The sequence below is a fragment of the Roseateles sp. genome (assembly GCF_031397715.1).
Lineage (GTDB): Bacteria > Pseudomonadota > Gammaproteobacteria > Burkholderiales > Burkholderiaceae_C > Paucibacter_A.
The window spans coordinates 1-17,042 of the sequence record NZ_JANNMI010000398.1; the positions used below are offsets into that span (position 1 = coordinate 1).

Here is a 17,042-nt window from a genome sequence, read left to right on the forward strand (position 1 = left end):
GGTGGCAGATATGGCAATTGACTACCTCGCTTGCCCCATGTTTTGTCACAATGCGGGTAAGTCATACCGCCGATTTAGGGGATTACTGCGGCGGTTTGAGTGAGTGCGGATGAATCGTCTTGGATTGCGCCCTTGCGCGCACAATGCTGCGGTTCTTTTGCCCAGTAAATTCGCGGCTCGACACCCCAAGCGCGCGCCCTCCCCTGAATCCCTAGATCCCCCTTCCATGGCCAAACTTTTTTTCCGTTATGCCGCAATGAACGCGGGCAAATCAACCGCCTTGCTGCAAGTGGCCCACAACTATGAGGAACGGGGCCATCGCGTGCGCCTGTTCACCGCACGGGTTGATGACCGTTACGGCAGCGGCCACATCACCTCCAGACTGGGCCCTCAGCGCGAGGCCGAATTATTCGGACCCGAGACCGACTTCCTGGCCTTGAACGCCGCGCAGCCCGGCGTGGCCTGTTTGCTGATCGACGAGGCGCAATTTCTCAAGAAAGAGCAGGTCTGGGCGCTGCACGAGTTGGCCCATATCCACAATCTGCCGGTGATTTGCTACGGCCTGCGCACCGACTTTCGGGGCGAGCTGTTCCCCGGTTCAGCCAGCCTGCTGGCCTTGGCCGACGAAATGGATGAGATGAAGACCATCTGCGACTGTGGCCGCAAGGCAACAATGAATATGCGTGTCGACGCCAACAACCGCAAGGTCACCGTCGGGGACCAGGTCGAAATTGGCGGTAATGCCCGCTACCGGGCGGTCTGCGGGCGCTGTTTCAGGCAGCCTTGATTGCACCCGGCCGCGCCGGTCAATGCATCAATGACCAGCCATCACGGCTTGGTCAGCAACTCATCCAACTCCTTGCAAGTGGGCGAGCACACCGGTTGAGATTTGCCCAAAAGCTTCTTGGACTTGAGCATCGCGCGCGGGCGATGTTTGCCGCACAAAAAGCACGACATGGTCGCGGCGCCAAAGGATGAGGTCGCCGCAAATGGCGAACCCGGTGCTTTTGAGCGGTAGCGCAGTCCATCAGCTTCGATGGTGGTTTTAGTACTGTCCTTGGCCACGTCGGTCCTGATTTGAGTTAAAGAGAGCCTTGCTTGTGCCCCAACCCTGATTTTCCTCGATCCGGGTCGGCGCTTTTTTGCAGACCCCCTATTTTCCACTATCTGAGGACCGATCTCGCGGCGAGTTCCACTTGAGCCCCTCCAGCCGAGGGAGGGGATTCCCTAGTTGCGTCAAATCCAGACTTGCCCGGCAGCGTCAGATCGGGGCGCCCGCAGCGCTAGCGCCCGACAAAGTGAGGCGCGCGTTTGTCTTGCCAGGCCGCGACGCCTTCGGCCAAATCCTGTGATTGATTGACATGGTTGATATCGGCCTGCAGCGCTGATGCGTCGAGCGTGCCACGGGCGATCGCATTCAGATGCTTCTTCATGCCCAACAAAGCCAGTGGCGCCATCGCCAGCAAATCGGCCACCAGGGCATCGGTGGCCGCGTCAAGCTCGGCGCCGCCGCTCAGCAGTTGGTCAAGAAAGCCACAGCTCAACATCTGCTTCGCATCCAGGGTGGCGCCGGCCAGCAGCACGCGCTTGGCCCATTGCAGTCCGAGGCGGCTGACATAACGCTGCAAACCACCGCGGTAGAAATGCAGGCCCAAACGCGCCGCCGGCACAAACATCTCACAAGCCGGGCCGCCGAGCCTGAAGTCACAGGCCAGGGCAAGATCGGTCGCGCCGCCATAAAGCCCGCCTTGGATCTTGGCCACCGTGATCGGTCTGGCCGCTTCCCAAGCATCGGCCAAGGCCTCAAACAGCGCGCCTGCATCGACGCCGGGCACCGCCGCAATATTGAAGCCGCTGCAGAAATAGCGGCCCTCGCCACTCAGCAGCAAGACCCGCACCGCAGCCGCCTGATTGACCTGCTCTAGCTGCGCCTGCAAGGTGCGCAGATCCTCGATCTCAAGCCGATTGGCCAAGCGTGGCCGCCGCAGCGTGATGCGGGCGAGGTGGCCGTCGATTTGCAGCAGTGGCGCTTGGCCGGTCATGGTGACTCCATATAAAGGAGTCAGCAGTCTAGCCTCGGCTCAGGCGAGCTTCTGCGGGTGAAAGCTGAAGGCCGCACGAATCACGCCGTGGTCATTGGTGCCGTCGGCCTTGTGATTGTCAAAGTTGAGGTGGTCGTTGTTGATGGCCAGCCCGTCGAACAACCACAGGCGTTTGCGGCTGTGGTCATAGAACTGCTCGCTGACGAGGATATGGTCGAGCGACTCGCGGATGTCCTGGTGCACATGGGTGTAGTAAACATCCCGGGTGTCGCGGTACTCCTGCAAGGTCTGCGCGGTGTAAAGCGCCACATCGCTGCCACCCAAACGGTCGCCGACCAAATACTGCGGCTGCTCGGTCAGGATATTGGCGGTGTTGCTGTGCTGACCATCATTGATGTCGCCCAGCACGATCACCGGGCGGTCGTTACCCCGCATTTGATCGGTCAGCAAGACGCGCAAGGCGGCGGCCTCGGCGCTGCGCCGAATGGTTGACAGGGCCGCACCCAACGCCTGCGCATGCGGGGCGTAACCCGCCTTGTCGGCCTTGAACCAAGGCTCGTTAAAAACCTTGGTCGGGCCCTTGGATTTGAAGTGGCAGACATACACATGCACATCGGAAAAGCGGCTGCGCGGCTTGATGGTGAAATGCAGCACCGGGCGCGAGAAGCCCTTGATGCCGACCTCGATCTGCGGCGTTTGCGGATCATCCCCGCGTGAACTCAGCTTGAACTTGCTCGGGAATGCGTTGATCCATTCGGGCGCGCTCGTCAGCAAACCCTTCCGCGCGATGGCTGCGCAGACGATCTGCTGACCCTGTGTCCCCGGCGGCACCAGCAGGTCATAGTCAGCGCTCAAACCGGCCGTTTGCACCGCGCGCTCCAGCGCGGCCGCATGCCAGAGCTCCTGAAACCCGAAGATGTCTGACTTCAGAACCGTCAGCTGCCGCGCGGTCCAGGCGATCTTCAGATCGTATTCAGCCTGCGTCCAGCCCGAGCGGTCGGTGTAGATCGCATGCCCGGGCTCGTTCAGATTGAATAGATTGAAGGTGGCAATCGAGAGCTGCTTCAGATTCATGCGCTGACCTCCGCAAAGTGGCGTTTGCACTGTGCATCAAGGCAGGCGCGCTTTCAAGTGCGGCGCGCTTTGCGGCGGCCTAAAAGCTCGAGCCAGCAGCGCAAACGCCGCCTCGAACAAAAGGGCCAGCGCGGCCGCCGGCAGCGCGCCGGCCAGCAGCAGCTCGCGGTCATTCAGCGCCAGGCCGGTGACAATGCGCTCGCCCAGGCCGCCCGCGCCGATGAAGGCCGCGATGGTGGCCGTGCCGACGGCGATGCTGGTCGCCGTGCGCACGCCGGCCAAGACCATGGGCAGGGCCAGCGGCAGCTCGATCAGGCGCAGGCTTTGCGCCGGCGTCAGGCCCAGCGCCATGGCGGCCTGCTTGAGCCCCGCCGGCACCTCGGCCAAGCCGGTGCAGGTATTGCGCATGATGGGCAGCAAGGCATACAGCGTCAGCGCCAACATCGCCGGCACGCTGCCGATGCGGTCAACCCAGGAGATCAGCACCGCCAGCAGCGCCAGCGAAGGCACCGTCTGCAACAGCCCGCAAGCGCCCAAGACCAGGTCGCGCAGGCGGGCATGCGGCGCCACCAGCAGCGCCAGCGGCAGGCCGATCAGGGTCGCCAGGCCGACCGAGGCCAAGACCAGACTCAGATGCTGCAGGGTCAGCCTGAGCAGGTCGGGGCCAAACAGCTTGGCCCAAAAACCCGCTGCGGCGGATTCGACTTGCGCCTGCGGCGTCAGCTGCTCGATGGCGATGGTCTCGAAAGGCTTGCCCTGCAGTTCGGCCTTGGCGTTCATGCCTATCATGGCCGCCTCGTCGATGCTGCCGGCCAGGCCTTGCAGTGCGCGCCAAGTGGCGGGGAAGCGCTGCGGCACATCAAGCCGGTACAAGACGACCGCGTCGTAACGAGGGAAATGTGCGGCATCATCTTGCAGCACGCGCAGGCCCAGATGCGCAATTTTGGCGTCGGTGGTGTAGATGTCGATCACGTCGGTTTGACCAGCGCTCAGCGCGTCATAGGCGAGACCATGATCGAGTCCGGTCGGCTGCTGCGGCAAGCCATAACGCTTGGCCAGACCGGGCCAGCCGTCAGCGCGGCCGATGAACTCGTTGCTCAGCCCCAGGCGCAGCGCCGGCTGCCGGGCCAGATCGGACAGCTTGGTCAACCCCAAGGCGGCCGCCTTGTCCGCCCGCATCGCCAGCGCATAGCCATTGTTGAAGCCCAAGGCGATATCGACCCCAAGGCCCAGCGGCCGCAGCTGCTCACGCATGGCGGCCAAGCTCGACGGCTTGGCGTTCTTCAAAATCTCCTGGTCGATGGTGCCGGCGTACTCGGGATAGAGATCGATGGAGCCGGCCTGTAGTGCGGCGTAAACAATGGCCGTATTGCCCAGGCCGGCCAGCACTTCGACCTTGGCCGCCTTGTCACTGGCCTGCGCGGTTTGCGCCAAGACATGGGCGAGGATGTAGGACTCGGTGAAACGTTTGGAGCCTATGCGCAACACATCGTCGGCGCCCCAAGCCAGCGAGCTGGCGAGCAGCAAACCAAGCATCAACAAAGGAATTCTCAGCATCCATGGCTCCATGATCCAAGCAAGCTTGCCGGCGACCAACGCAGCAACACGCCACCCTGCCAAACAAGCTGGCCGTCATCATCGCCTCAACTGCTACGCTTTGCGTTCAACCTGGAGCTGCAATGCAACACAATTTGATACTTGCCCTGGCGCTGGCCTGGCCCCTGCAAGCCCCGGCGGCGGACGCGGTCGGCGAGGTCGACACCGTCTTCAAATTCATCGGCCCCGACCACAAAATCGTCGTCGATGCGCATGACGACCCCAAGGTCAGCGGCGTCACCTGCTATGTGTCGCGCGCCAAGACCGGCGGCATCAAAGGCGGCCTAGGCCTGGCGGAGGACAAGTCCGAGGCCTCGATTGCCTGTCGCCAGACCGGCCCCATAGGCTTCGCCAAGCCGCTGCCGCAGCAGGAGGAGGTGTTCAACGAACGGACCTCGCTGATCTTCAAGAAGCTGCGCATCGTGCGCATGGTCGATGCCAAGCGCAACACGCTGGTCTATCTGACCTATTCCGACCGCGTGATCGAGGGCTCGCCGCAAAACAGCATCAGCGCCGTGCCGGTCGAGCGCGGCACGCCAATTCCGATCAAGTAGCCGGCCACCCTTGTAAGCCGGCCGGGCTTACTCTACGCTGCAGGCTCTGCATCCCATCTCAAAGGAGCGCGCCATGCCCAGTCCCAGCAGTCATTCCGAGGAGAGCGGCCCCGGCTTAGCGGCGATTCGCACTTTGGCCTTGGTCGGGCCGGCCGGCGCGGGCAAAACCACCCTGCTGGAGGCGCTGCTGCTGCAAGCCGGCAGCATTGCCCAGGCCGGCAGCATTGAGCGCGGCAATACCGTCAGCGACTTCGACCCGCTGGAGCGCAAGCTGCAACATTCGCTCCACACCGCCCTGGTCCATCTAGCCCACGCCGGCCTTCGCATCCATGCCATCGACACGCCGGGGGCGGCCGACTTCATCGGCCAGTCGCTGCCGGCGCTGGAGGCGGTGGACACGGCGGTGGTCGTCATCAATGCGCAGAACGGCCTTGAGCTGATGGCGTCCAAGATGATGGAGACCGCGGCGCAGCGCGGCCTGTGCCGGCTGATCGTGATCAATAAGATCGACGCCGCCGAGCTGGACCTGCCCGGCTTGCTGGCACAGCTGCGCGAGGCTTTTGGGCGTGAATGCTTGCCCCTGAATCTGCCCGCCGACGGCGGCCGCCGCGTGCTGGATTGCTTTCACAACATCAGCGGCGTGGCCGATTTTTCGTCGGTCGGCATTGCGCACCAGGCGCTGGTCGAGCAGGTGGTGGAAGTGGATGCCGCCTTTGTAGAGCGTTACTTGAACGAAGGCGATGTCGACCCGCGCGAGCTGCATGCCCCACTGGAACAGGCGCTGCGCGAAGGCCACCTGATCCCGGTCTGCTTCACTTCAGCGCGCAGCGGCGCCGGCGTGGCCGAGCTGCTGGACGTGATTGAGCGCCTGCTGCCCAACCCGGCCGAGGGCAACCCGCCGCAGTTCCTGCGCGCCAGCGCTTCTGCTGAAAACGGCGCGGCCGAGCCGCTGCAGGCCAAGCCCGACCCTGCCGCCCATGTGCTGGCCCATGTGTTCAAGGTGGTCAGCGACCCCTATCTGGGCAAGCTGGGCGTGCTGCGCGTGCATCAGGGCACGCTGACGCGCAATAGCCAGCTCTTCATGGACAAGAGCCGCAAGCCCTTCCGGGTCGGCCATCTGTTCATGCTGCAGGGCAATAAACATATTGAGGTCGAGCGGGCCTTGCCGGGCGATCTGTGCGCGATTGCCAAGGTTGACGAGCTGCATTACGACGCCGTCTTGCATGACGCGCCCGAGGACGAGCACATCTTCTTGCGCCCGCTGGACTTCCCGGTGCCGGTGCATGGCCTGGCCATCAGCCCGGCCCGCCATGGTGACGAGCAGCGGCTGTGGGAGATTCTCGGCCGGCTGGTCGATGAAGATCCTTGCCTGAAGCTGGAGCGCAGCGGCCAGACCCATGAAACCGTCGTCTACGGTCTGGGCGAGTTGCACCTGCGCATGCTGCTGGAGCGGCTGCATGACAGCTACAAATTCGAGGTGCTGACCCAGCCGCCGCGGGTGGCCTACCGCGAGACCATCGCGGCGCGAGCCGAAGGCCATTACCGGCACAAAAAGCAGAGCGGCGGCGCCGGTCAGTTCGGCGAGGTCTATTTGCGCGTCGAGCCCTTGGCGCGCGGCGCCGGCTTTGAGTTCATCGACGCGGTCAGGGGCGGCACCATCCCGGGCCAATACATGCCGGCGGTGGAAAAAGGCGTGCGCTCCGCGCTGGACAGCGGCGTAGTGGCGGGCTACAGCTTGGTCGATTTGCGCGTCACCGTGTTTGACGGCAAACACCATGCGGTCGACAGCAAGGAGATCGCCTTCGTCACTGCCGGCCGGCGTGCCTTGATCGCCGCCGTGCGCGAGGCCAGTCCCTTGGTCTTGGAGCCGGTGGTGCAGATCCAGATCAGCAGCCCGGCGGCGGCCGTCGGCGACATTACCGGCGACCTCGCCGCCCGCCGCGGCCAAGTCAACGGCACCAGCACGGCGGTGCCCGGCACCCTCATCGTGCAGGGCCTGGCACCGCTGGCCGAGCTGAGCAATTACCAGACCCGGCTCAATGCGATGACCAGCGGCCAAGGGCGCTACACCTTGCTGCTGTCGCACTATGACGCCGTGCCCCCTAACACGCAAAGCCAGCTGATGGCGGCCTACAAGGCCGGCGAAGACGTGGACTGATTGACGGGTTGAACATCTTTATCTGTTGATTTGCACCCACTGATGGGGCGCGAGCAACGAGGCTTTATCATACGAAGATGTCATCCGCCCCTGTGGACGTCGCCCAAGTCCGTCTGGACAACGCGATGCTCCTGTTCGAAGAATTCGTCACCGCCGCCGTCAAACACCCCGATGCAGCCGCTTTGCGCGGGCTGGAGCGGCGTTGTGCCGAGCGCCTGCAGATCCAGCCCAGCTACTGGAGCCAGATCAAAAGCCGTTCGCGCCAGATTGGCGAGCGGCTGGCGCGCCAGTTCGAGCAGCTGTTCCACAAGCCCGCCGGCTGGATGGACAGCCCCCAGCACAGCAACAAGGCCCTGCCGGCCGCAGCGCCGCCGCAGGACGCAGCACCCAGCGTGCCGCAAGATGATGACGAGCGCTTTATCGTGGGCTTGGTGCTGACCTATTACCGGCGCCACCCGCAGCGCGCCCGCACCCGGCTGCTGGACCTGCTGGGCGAAGTGCTGACGCCGCCGGTGGCCGCGCCACCGCCCAAGCCGACGCGTCCGGTGGCACCGGCCCTGACCACCGCCGCACAGGCGAAAGCCCCTGTCGGCGGTGGTGCGGCCGAGCTGGACGAATGGCGGCGCATTCAACAAGGCATCGCGCCGCTGAAGCCGAAGAAACGCTGAGCTAGGCGCCGTGCGCTGCACCCCCCTAGTTTCTTTATCAAAAAATAGGCAAAACACTTGCGCAAGATAAACAATCGTTTATCATTTGCACAAGTCGCGGCGTTCTACACCGCGGCGATCACCTCATCTCCAACGCCTTATCAACACCTAAACGGGCGCACCCCGCTGTACTGACGCGTCAAGTGCTCAGCAAGGCCGGCCCTGCACCCACCCGCGCAGCTCATCGCTGGATCAGCCGTATCGATCCGGGAGCCGCTGCATTTTTTCAAGGCCGACCCTGGGTCCGCCTGCAGCTTGTCTACTTTTACCGCAGTGGCGCCGTCGCGCTGCCGCATGGCCGAAGCATTTGCGGCCGCACTCGCCAAGGAAACAAAGCCATGACTCAATTCACCAGCCCCCGCCCGCTGAACCTGAAGTTGCGCAAGCCGCGCAATCCGCTGGTTGCCCCGGCGCTGATGCGCCAGGCCGGCAAGCACGGCCACTTCAACACCGGCAGCAGCCAGCGCCAAACGGCGCGCCGCGAGTTGCACAAGCAAACCCTGGAAATGACGCTGCCCGACAGCAGCGCCTGAACTCAACGGCCCGATTCGATGGGGCCGGCAAGGAGAGACATCATGCAATTGAGAGAACTGCGCGGCCCCGACGCGAACGCCGCCGACTACGAATGGACCCACGAGGCCTGGCGCCTACATCTGGCGATTGCCTTGCGCTGCGGCAGCGCGCTCTTGGCTCGTTTGGCACAGCGTTTGATGCCAAGGCGCCGCCCTAGGCCCAAGCCCGAGCTGGAGTTCTATGCCGAGGCCGGTGCGCCGGAAGGTGCGCTGTATGCGGACGGCCGGCGCATCGGCACCCTGGCCGGCATCACGCGCCTGTGATGGCCACGGCAAGCACGCTATTTCGGGTGCTGTTCTGGCCACCGCGGTACAGCGGCAGCGCTACCATCGGGCATCACTTGACTACAAAGCCCCATGCCCGCGTCCACACCCATTTCCGCCGTGCGCCAAGCCCCACCGGACTTGGCCGCATGGACGGCGCTGTTTTGCAAGGCTGAAATTCCCGTGTTGGCGGAAACCGCCGAATCGCTTGAGCTCTTGCGTTGCAACGAAGACGCCGTTGACGCCAACAGCCTCGGCGAGATGATTGCCACCGACCCCTTGATGACGCTGAAGGTGCTGGCCTATGCCGCCAGCCATCGCTCCAGCCGTTCGCTGACCGATGCCGAGACCGTCACCGCCGCCTTGGTCTTGATGGGCATCACGCCCTTTTTTCGCGAATTTGGGCCCCAGCCGACGGTTGAAGACCGGTTGGCCGCCCAACCACAGGCGCTCGACGGCCTGCAGCGGGTGCTGCACCGGGCCGAGCGAGCGGCCCGCTTTGCCCTGTCCTTTGCCATCCACAGGCGCGACCCGGATGCGGCGGTCATTCACAGTGCCGCTTTGCTGCATGACTTTGCCGAGATGCTGTTGTGGGTCAATGCGCCCGATTTGGCGCAGCAGATCCGCGACCGGCAGGCCGCCGATCGCCATTTGCGCAGCTCGGCGGTGCAGCGCGAGATCTTGCATATTGAGCTGAGTGACCTGGAGCAAGCGCTGATGCAGGCTTGGCGCTTGCCTGAGTTGCTGCAACACATCACCAATGACAAACGCGCCAATGATCCACAAGTGCAGTGCGTCAAGTTGGCTATCCGGTTGGCGCGCCACACCGCCGATGACTGGAACGACGAGGCCGTGCCGGATGATTTGCTCGAAATCGCCAAGCTGCTGAATTTGAGCCAAGAGGCGACGCTCAAACTGCTGCACGAGTTCGACTGAGCGAGCGCCTGAGATGGCCGGGCCGACACAAGACTTCTGGCAGCAGCGCTTCGTCACAGGGCAAATCCCCTGGGACCGCGGCGACGCTCACCCGCAGCTCAAACTTTGGCTAGATCAAGGCTTGCTGAGCGCGGGTCTGAGCCTGCTGATCCCGGGATGCGGGCGCGGGCATGAACTCCTGCTGCTGGCCAAGGCCGGCATTGACGCACGGGGGCTTGACTACGCCCCCGCCGCCGTGGAGCTGGCACGCGCCCAGCTCGCCACACCGGAGGCGCAGGGCCGCGGTCGGGTTGAACAGGCCGATGTGCTGACCTGGCAGGCCGCCACCGCTTTCGACGCGGTCTACGAGCAAACCTGTCTGTGCGCCCTGCATCCGGATCATTGGCGCGCTTATGCCGACCAGCTGCATCGCTGGCTCAAACCGGGTGGCCGCCTGTTCGCCTTGCTGATGCAGGCCAGACGCGACAGCGCCGGCCAAGGCATGCTTGAGGGCCCGCCCTACCACTGCGACATTCAAGCGGTGCGGGCCTTGTTTCCGTCTGAGTGCTGGGATTGGCCCGCCCCGCCTTACGCCGCGCAGCCCCATGCGCAGGGCTGGACGGAGTTGGCGGTGGTGCTGGTCAGGCGCTGATGAATGTGTAGCCAGAGTTTGCAGGGGGCTTGACTCGGTCAGCATATGCAGCCTAGAAGGGGATCAATGCTGCTGGCTCTTGCGCCGCTTGGGCTTGGCTGAATTGCTCAGCGCTGTGCCCTTCTGTACATCTACACATCACGGCACCAAGCTGCGCTCCAAAAGCAACCGGCGATCGGCCTTGCTGAACAGCCCTGCATCGCTTTCAAAACCACCGTGCCGCCTCTAAAAACTCAACACAAACGCCGCCCCACCACTGACCGGCTTGACGTAGCGCACGCTGCCGCCCATGCCGTGGATCAGGTTGCGGACCACCGCCAAACCAATCCCCTGACCACCTTCCGCAGCCCCGGGCTTGGCCAAGGGTTTGGTGCTGAAAAAGGGCAAGAAGATGTCGTTCTCCAGGCCGGCAGGCACGCCGGGGCCGTTGTCGCGCACCTCGATGCTGAGGCGCCCGCCTCGCACCAGACGGGCCGTCACGCTGAGACGCGGTTCGCCCTGCGATGCGCAGGCTTGGGCGGCGTTCTTGATCAGATTCAGCAGCGCCTGCTCCAGCTGGCCGGCGTCGGCCATCAGCGTCAGGCTGGCCGGCTCGACCGCAAAGACAGCCGCGCCGCCACGCGCCGCCCAGTCGGCGCCGACCATTTGCTCCAGACGCGCTAACAACTCATTCAAGCGCACAGGTGCCAGCTTGGGCTCGGGCAGCTCGCTGACACGGCGGTAGTTGGCGACAAAGCTGGCCAAAGCGTCGGTTCGGCGCGCAATCGTGTCCAGCGCCAGGGTCAGGTCAGGCTGATTGGCAGCCAAAGCAGCCGGCTCGGCCAGCAAGTCCCGTGCGGTGCGCGAGAGCGAGGAAATCGGCGTCAGCGAGTTCATGATTTCATGCGTCAGCACATGGACCAGCTGGCGCCAGGCTTTCAGCGTCTGGGCCTCCAGCTCCGACTCGATCGGCATCAAGGCGAGCAGTCGCTCGGGCAGCCGGTCTATCACCAGCTCGCGGCTGGCCAGCAAGCAGCGTTCGCTGCCGCGTTCACTCTCATAGCTGAAGGGACTGTGGCCAAGGCGGTGCCCACCCGCATGCGCCAAACCGGCCAACAGCTCGGCACCAGCTTGCGCGCCGCCGGGTGCCAACAAGCGCCGCGCGGCATTGTTGAGCGGCACAACTTGGCCCTGCCCCACCCCGTGACCCTGCTGCTGCCACAGTGCCACCGGCGCATGCTCCAAGCAGGCCTCGAGGCGCAGCAAGCGCTGCTGCATCAGCTCGGCCTCGCGCGCCGACTCGGGCGGGCGAGCCAGCGGCGGCAGCTCGGCCCGACGCGCCAAATCCATCAGCGGCCGCAGCCTAAGGCTAGCGCCGCAGCCGCCCGCGATGAGCAGCAACAGCGCCAGCACGAGCAAGCGCGGCGACTCATGCTGCCAGCCGGCCAACGCCGCGCCCATGCACATCAGCGCCGCCCACAGCAGCAAGGGCCAGCGCCGGAAGGGCCGCCTAGAGTCCATATTTTTCCAGCCGCCGGTACAACGCCGCCCGACTCAAGCCGAGCAGGCGCGCGGCCTGGCTGATATTGCCCTGGGCCGAGCGCATGGCCTCGACCAGCGCGCCGCGCTCCAGCGCACTCAGCGGCAGCGGCGCCGTGCCCAGCTCTACCGCCGGGCTTGAAGCAGGCGCTGGCGCCGCATTCTGCAAAGCCAGATCCGCCGCTTCGATCAGCGCACCCGGCGCCAAGATAACGGCGCGTTCACAGGCATGGCGCAGCGCCCGCACATTGCCGTGCCAGTCATGCGCCCGAGCCGCGTCCAGCGCGGCCGCGCTGCAAAAGCGCAGCGGCTTGCCGTACTGGGCGGCGTAATGGCTCAAATAGTGATCGAGCAGCAAGGGCAGATCGTCGCGACGCTCGCGCAGCGGCGGCACGCGCAGCACGATGGTGTTGAGGCGGTACAGCAAGTCGGGCCTAAAGCGCTGCGCGTCAAACAAGGCCGGCTCGGCCAGATTGGTGGCGCTGACGATGCGCACATTGACGGCCTGGGCGCGGTCAGCGCCCAGCGGCGTCAATTCGCGCCGCTCCAGCACCGTCAGCAGCTTGGCCTGGCCGGCCAGCGGCAGATTGGCCACCTCGTCCAAAAACAGCGTGCCGCCCTCGGCCGCCTGGAAGCGGCCGGGCCGCTCGTTGCGGGCATCGGTGAAGCTGCCGCGCTTGTGGCCGAACAGCTCGCTCTCCAGCGTGGTCTCGCTCAAGGCGCCCAGGTCGACGGCCAGAAAAGTCTGATCGGCACGCTTGGACTGGGCGTGGATTTCGCGCGCCACCAACTCCTTGCCCGAGCCCATCTCACCCAACACCAGCACATTCGCCTCGGTCGGCGCCACGCTTTGAATCAAGGCGCGCAGGTCGCGCATAGGCCGCGACTCACCGAGCAGGGTCGAGGGCTGCATGTTGACGGCTTGCCGGCTGGCCAGAGCGGCCGCCACCGTGGCGACCAGCTTGGGGTTGTCCCAGGGCTTGGTGATGAAGTCGAAGGCCCCGTCTTTCAACGAAGCCACCGCCAGGCTGACCTCGGCATAGGCGGTCATCACGATGACGCGCGGCGCCTTGGCGCCGAGCTGCAAGACCTGCCGCAGCAGTGCCAGCCCCTGTGCACCGTCGGTATGGCCGGGTAGGAAATTCATGTCCAGCAAAAGCAGCTCAACCGGCTCGGCCGCCAGCGCGCCGGCCAGCTCGGCCGGTTGCTGCAACACCCGCACCGGGCCAAAACGGCGCTGCAGCAGCAGCCGGGCGGCGGTACCAACATCGGGGTCGTCGTCAAGAATCAAAATTGCCATGGCCGACAGCGTAGCAGCGCACGCTGTCCGGAACCGACCAGGCTGCTGACGTCGACTGTCCGGAACCGGACAGTGGCGTGCCCATCGCTGCGGCAACAGGGGCTGGCGTGCATGGCACGGCATTTGCACTCACTCAGGCATGAACTCAGCTGCGAATGCCAATCTCCACAATCTGCGCCCCGCGGCGGCCGTCAGCGGGGCCGCCATGGACCGTGCCCTGCCTGTGAACAAATATGCGCGCCGGCTGCGCTGGGCCGCTGTTGTTGCGGGCGTAGCACTGGCCGCGGCGCTGCTGTACCTGAGCGTGCCGCGCGGCCTGAGCGTGGCGCTGAGCGAGGTGAGCATCTCGACGGTCACCGATGGCCTGTTGCTGGACGAGCTGGTCTTGCGCGCCCAGGTCTTGCCGGCCCACCAGGTGCTGCTGGACGCGACCGAGAGCGGCCGTGTCGACGCGGTACTGGTGCGCGACGGCGACATGCTCAAAGAGGGCGCCCTGCTGTACCGGCTGTCTAACCCCCAGCGCGAGCAGGAGGTTTTGCAGCGCGCGTCCGAGGTGGCTCAGCAGCTGGCTAATTTGGCGATGCAGCGCACGGCACTGGCCAATGCCCAGGCGATGCAGCGACGTGACGTCAGCACGCTGGCGCACGAGTTGACCAAGGCCGAGAACGACCTCAGGCGCCAGCAGGACTTGGCCGCGCAAGGCTTTGTCTCCAGCGCGGTGCTGGAGGACGCGCGCCTGAAGCTGGCACAACAACAGCGCCTGCTCGCGCAGGCCAAGGTGGACGGCAACACCGAGCTGCGCACCCGCGAGCAGGCGGTCGCCGAGATGGAACGCGCCGTCAAAGGCTTGAGCGAGGGGCTGGCCGTGGTGAGAAGGGCGGCCTCGGGCCTGGCGGCCCGCGCGCCGCGCGACGGTCAGTTGAGCGGCTTCACGTTGCAAGTCGGCAGCTCCGTCAAGCCGGGCGACCGGCTCGGCCGCATTGACGACATCACCCGCTTCAAGCTCAGCGGCAATGTCGATGAGTTCTATCTGACGCGGGTGCAGACCGGCCTGCAGGCCAGCCTGCAGGCTGCCGGCACGACCTGGCCCCTGACCGTGTCGCAGCGCCTGCCGCAGGTCAAGGACGGCCGCTTCGGCGTCGAGCTGGAGTTCACCCAGGAGATGCCGCCTGCGCTGCAGGCCGGCCAGAGCCTGGACGCCCGCATCCGCCTGGGATCGCCAGCACAGGCGCGCTTGCTGGCGGACGGCGCCTTCTACGCCGACAGCGGCGGTGCCTGGGTCTATGTGCTGAAGCCTGACCGCCAATCGGCGGCACGCCGCAGCGTGCGCCTGGGCCGGCGCGCCGCCGGCCAGATCGAGGTGCTGGACGGCCTGGCAGCGGGCGAGCGCGTGATTGTCTCCAAGGTGCGTCAGTTCGGCGACGCGCAAATTCTGAATCTCAAATCCTGACCGCGAGCACAAATCCACCATGATCCAACTGAAAAACCTCAGCAAGCTGCACCGCCAAGCGGAAGTCGAGACCACCGCGTTGAACCAGATCGATCTGCAGATCGAAGCGGGCGAGTACCTGTCCATCACCGGCCCCTCGGGCTGCGGCAAGTCCAGCCTCTTGAGTATCCTGGGCCTGCTCGACGCACCCAGCAGCGGCGAATATTGGTTCGACGGCCAGAACGTCACCGGCTTGAGCGAGCGTCAGTTGAGTCGCCTGCGGCGCGGCCGCATCGGCTTTGTGTTTCAGAGCTTCAACCTGATCGACGACTTGAGTGTGCGTGAGAACATCGAGTTAGCTTTGGCGTACGGCGATGTGCCGGTGGCCGAGCATGCGGGCCGCGTCAACACCGCGATGCAGCGCCTGGGGATTGAGCACCGCGCCAATCACCGGCCCTCGCAACTCTCGGGCGGCCAGCAGCAGCGCGCCGCGATTGCGCGCGCCATCGTCTCGCGCCCGGCCCTGCTGTTGGCCGACGAGCCGACCGGCAATCTCGACAGCGCGCAAGGCGACGAGGTGATGCGCATCCTGCGCGAACTCAATAGCGAGGGCACGACGCTGGTGATGGTGACCCACTCGCCGGCCCATGCGGCGCAAGCCAATCGCTGCCTGCGCTTGCTGGACGGGCGCATCCTGGTTGACGCGCTGGCCGTTTGAAAGCTACAGCCATGACACTCAAAGACTTGCGCGTCGGCTGGCGCCAACTGGGTGCAGAACCGCTGAGCGCCGCGGTCCTGATCGGCAGCCTGGCCTTGGCCCTGGCGGCCTGCTATTTACTGGCCGTATTGCTGGGCGAGCGCTTCAACCCCGACCCGGCATTGCACGCGCCGAAGCGCATCGTGCTGATCGACTTCCACGGCAATATGCCGGGTCGGCAAGAAGACTGGTTTCTGGGGGCGCCGTTTGTGTTCAAGCAAGCGCTGCAAGAGGCCAAGGCGCCGCTCAGCTTGCTAACGCGCACCTCCGAGGACACACCGACCTTGCGCCAGGGCGAGCGGCGGCTGCGCGCCCATCTCATGGCCGCCGATGCCAGCTTGGTGGAGCTGTTCAATCTGCGCTCGCTGCAGGGCGACTTGACGGCGGCCCTGAGCCGGCCCGACACCATTGCTCTGACCGAGGCGCTGGCGCAACGCTTGTTCGGCAGCGCAGTGGCGCTGGGTCGCAGCGTCGATGTGGGCGCCCAGCGATTGACCGTCGCCGCGATCTTGCCGCAGCCCAGCTCGCGCAGCCTCTTGCGGGCCGAAGCCTTCGTCAGCTTCGACTCGCCGGCGGCGGGCATCGACGAGGAGACCCGCACGGCCTGGTTTCAGATCAACGGCCAAGTCTTCGCGCGCTTGGCACCCGGTGCCAGCACCGAGCAGGTGGGCGCCATCGCGCAGAGTTTGCTTGACCACAGCCCGGTGATGACGCAGCTGCCCGCCGATTGGACCGCCGGTGGGCGCAAGGCGGCCTTCATGCGCGCGCTGCCGATCACGCAGCTGCCCTTCGAGGGCCGCGCCGGCCGCCAGCGCCTGATGGTGCTGAGTGCGCTGGGCGGCGTCGCCGGCCTGCTGCTGTGCCTGGCTTTGATGAACTGCGTCAACCTCAGCAGCGTGCGCACCCTCAGCCGCCAGCGCGAGATCGCGGTGCGCAAAAGCTTAGGCATCAGCCCGCCGCGTCTGCTGTTGCAATTTGCGGTCGAAGCGCAGCTGAGCATCGCCTTGGCGGCCGGTGTGGCGCTGCTGCTGGCTTGGTTGGGCCTGCCTTGGGTGGCCGACGCGCTGCAGGTGCCGCTGCCCGACAGCTTGCTGCAGCTCGCACCACTGGCCGGCTTGGGCCTCGCCTGCCTGAGCTTGGGCTTGCTGGTGTGCCTCTACCCCGCCTGGCTGGCTTGGCGCATGCAAGCGGCGCCGGCATTGCAAGGCCGCCAGGCCAGCGAGAGCGAAGGCGGTCGCTGGCTGCGCCGCGGCTTGACCACGCTGCAGTTTGGCATCGCTTTGCTGGTGAGCAGCTTGGCGCTGTTGCTGGCGGCGCAGAACCGCCATGTGTTGGCCCGCGACCTGGGCTTTGCGCCCGCTGGCGTATTGACGCTGCGCCTGCCGGCCGGCGCCAGCGGTCAGCAAGCCGAAGACTTTCAACAAGCGCTGCGCTTGCGCCCCGAGGTGGTGGCGCTGGCCTGGAGCGACAGCGTGCCGGGCAATCTGTCCATGGACCGCAATGC

17 protein-coding genes are annotated in these 17,042 nt (G+C 65.4%); 11 read left to right on the top strand and 6 right to left on the bottom strand.

Features of this window, described 5'->3' with window-relative positions:
- Positions 1–226: 226 nt before the first annotated feature.
- Positions 227–787: a thymidine kinase gene (locus RMO57_RS17250; protein WP_310388715.1), complete on the top strand. Its 561-nt coding sequence runs from the start codon at positions 227–229 to the stop codon at positions 785–787.
- 41 nt (positions 788–828) lie between these two features.
- On the opposite strand, the gene RMO57_RS17255 is transcribed toward RMO57_RS17250, so the two are convergent.
- The 4 genes from RMO57_RS17255 to RMO57_RS17270 form a co-directional block, all read right to left on the bottom strand.
- Complete coding sequence (locus RMO57_RS17255; protein ID WP_263535753.1) at positions 829–1,065, bottom strand: hypothetical protein; 237 nt, start codon at positions 1,063–1,065, stop codon at positions 829–831.
- A 218-nt stretch (positions 1,066–1,283) separates the two neighbouring features.
- Positions 1,284–2,042 carry an enoyl-CoA hydratase/isomerase family protein gene (locus tag RMO57_RS17260; protein ID WP_310388719.1) on the bottom strand — a complete coding sequence of 253 codons (759 nt, stop codon included), beginning with the start codon at positions 2,040–2,042 and terminating at the stop codon, positions 1,284–1,286.
- 39 nt (positions 2,043–2,081) lie between these two features.
- Positions 2,082–3,116: an endonuclease/exonuclease/phosphatase family protein gene (locus RMO57_RS17265; RefSeq protein WP_310388721.1), complete on the bottom strand. Its 1,035-nt coding sequence runs from the start codon at positions 3,114–3,116 to the stop codon at positions 2,082–2,084.
- A 36-nt stretch (positions 3,117–3,152) separates the two neighbouring features.
- Positions 3,153–4,673 carry a glycine betaine ABC transporter substrate-binding protein gene (locus RMO57_RS17270; RefSeq protein ID WP_310388723.1) on the bottom strand — a complete coding sequence of 507 codons (1,521 nt, stop codon included), beginning with the start codon at positions 4,671–4,673 and terminating at the stop codon, positions 3,153–3,155.
- A 122-nt stretch (positions 4,674–4,795) separates the two neighbouring features.
- Here RMO57_RS17270 and RMO57_RS17275 point away from each other — a divergent pair, with 122 nt between their 5' ends.
- The 7 genes from RMO57_RS17275 (at position 4,796) to RMO57_RS17305 (ending at position 10,534) form a co-directional block, all read left to right on the top strand.
- Entirely contained in the window at positions 4,796–5,266 is a 471-nt protein-coding gene (locus RMO57_RS17275; RefSeq protein ID WP_310388726.1) for a CreA family protein, read from the top strand.
- A 73-nt stretch (positions 5,267–5,339) separates the two neighbouring features.
- The gene (gene fusA / locus RMO57_RS17280) at positions 5,340–7,424 is read left to right on the top strand and encodes an elongation factor G (RefSeq protein WP_310388728.1); all 2,085 of its coding nucleotides are present in this window, start codon (positions 5,340–5,342) and stop codon (positions 7,422–7,424) included.
- Between the two features lie 77 nt (positions 7,425–7,501).
- On the top strand, positions 7,502–8,092 hold the full coding sequence (locus RMO57_RS17285; RefSeq protein ID WP_310388729.1) for a hypothetical protein: 591 nt from the start codon (positions 7,502–7,504) through the stop codon (positions 8,090–8,092).
- A 377-nt stretch (positions 8,093–8,469) separates the two neighbouring features.
- On the top strand, positions 8,470–8,664 hold the full coding sequence (locus RMO57_RS17290) for a hypothetical protein (protein WP_310388731.1): 195 nt from the start codon (positions 8,470–8,472) through the stop codon (positions 8,662–8,664).
- A gap of 42 nt (positions 8,665–8,706) precedes the next feature.
- Positions 8,707–8,967 (top strand): hypothetical protein, encoded by a 261-nt coding sequence (locus tag RMO57_RS17295; protein ID WP_310388733.1) that lies wholly within the window; start codon positions 8,707–8,709, stop codon positions 8,965–8,967.
- A gap of 93 nt (positions 8,968–9,060) precedes the next feature.
- Positions 9,061–9,903 carry an HDOD domain-containing protein gene (locus tag RMO57_RS17300; RefSeq protein WP_310388735.1) on the top strand — a complete coding sequence of 281 codons (843 nt, stop codon included), beginning with the start codon at positions 9,061–9,063 and terminating at the stop codon, positions 9,901–9,903.
- A 13-nt stretch (positions 9,904–9,916) separates the two neighbouring features.
- A complete protein-coding gene (locus RMO57_RS17305) occupies positions 9,917–10,534 on the top strand; it encodes a methyltransferase domain-containing protein (RefSeq protein ID WP_310388738.1) in 618 nt (205 codons plus the stop codon).
- A 225-nt stretch (positions 10,535–10,759) separates the two neighbouring features.
- On the opposite strand, the gene RMO57_RS17310 is transcribed toward RMO57_RS17305, so the two are convergent.
- Together RMO57_RS17310 and RMO57_RS17315 are read right to left on the bottom strand one after the other, a co-directional pair.
- Positions 10,760–12,034: a sensor histidine kinase gene (locus tag RMO57_RS17310; protein WP_310388740.1), complete on the bottom strand. Its 1,275-nt coding sequence runs from the start codon at positions 12,032–12,034 to the stop codon at positions 10,760–10,762.
- Complete coding sequence (locus RMO57_RS17315; RefSeq protein ID WP_310388741.1) at positions 12,024–13,352, bottom strand: sigma-54 dependent transcriptional regulator; 1,329 nt, start codon at positions 13,350–13,352, stop codon at positions 12,024–12,026. Before RMO57_RS17315 ends, RMO57_RS17310 begins: the two co-directional genes overlap by 11 nt.
- 139 nt (positions 13,353–13,491) lie before the next feature.
- On the opposite strand from RMO57_RS17315, the gene RMO57_RS17320 reads away from it, so the two are divergent.
- The 3 genes from RMO57_RS17320 to RMO57_RS17330 all read left to right on the top strand — a co-directional run.
- Positions 13,492–14,802 carry an efflux RND transporter periplasmic adaptor subunit gene (locus tag RMO57_RS17320; RefSeq protein WP_310388743.1) on the top strand — a complete coding sequence of 437 codons (1,311 nt, stop codon included), beginning with the start codon at positions 13,492–13,494 and terminating at the stop codon, positions 14,800–14,802.
- Positions 14,803–14,821: 19 nt separating this feature from the next.
- Entirely contained in the window at positions 14,822–15,499 is a 678-nt protein-coding gene (locus RMO57_RS17325; protein ID WP_310388745.1) for an ABC transporter ATP-binding protein, read from the top strand.
- An 11-nt stretch (positions 15,500–15,510) separates the two neighbouring features.
- The coding region (locus RMO57_RS17330) for an ABC transporter permease (protein WP_310388748.1) at positions 15,511–17,042 on the top strand (1,532 nt) is incomplete at its 3' end.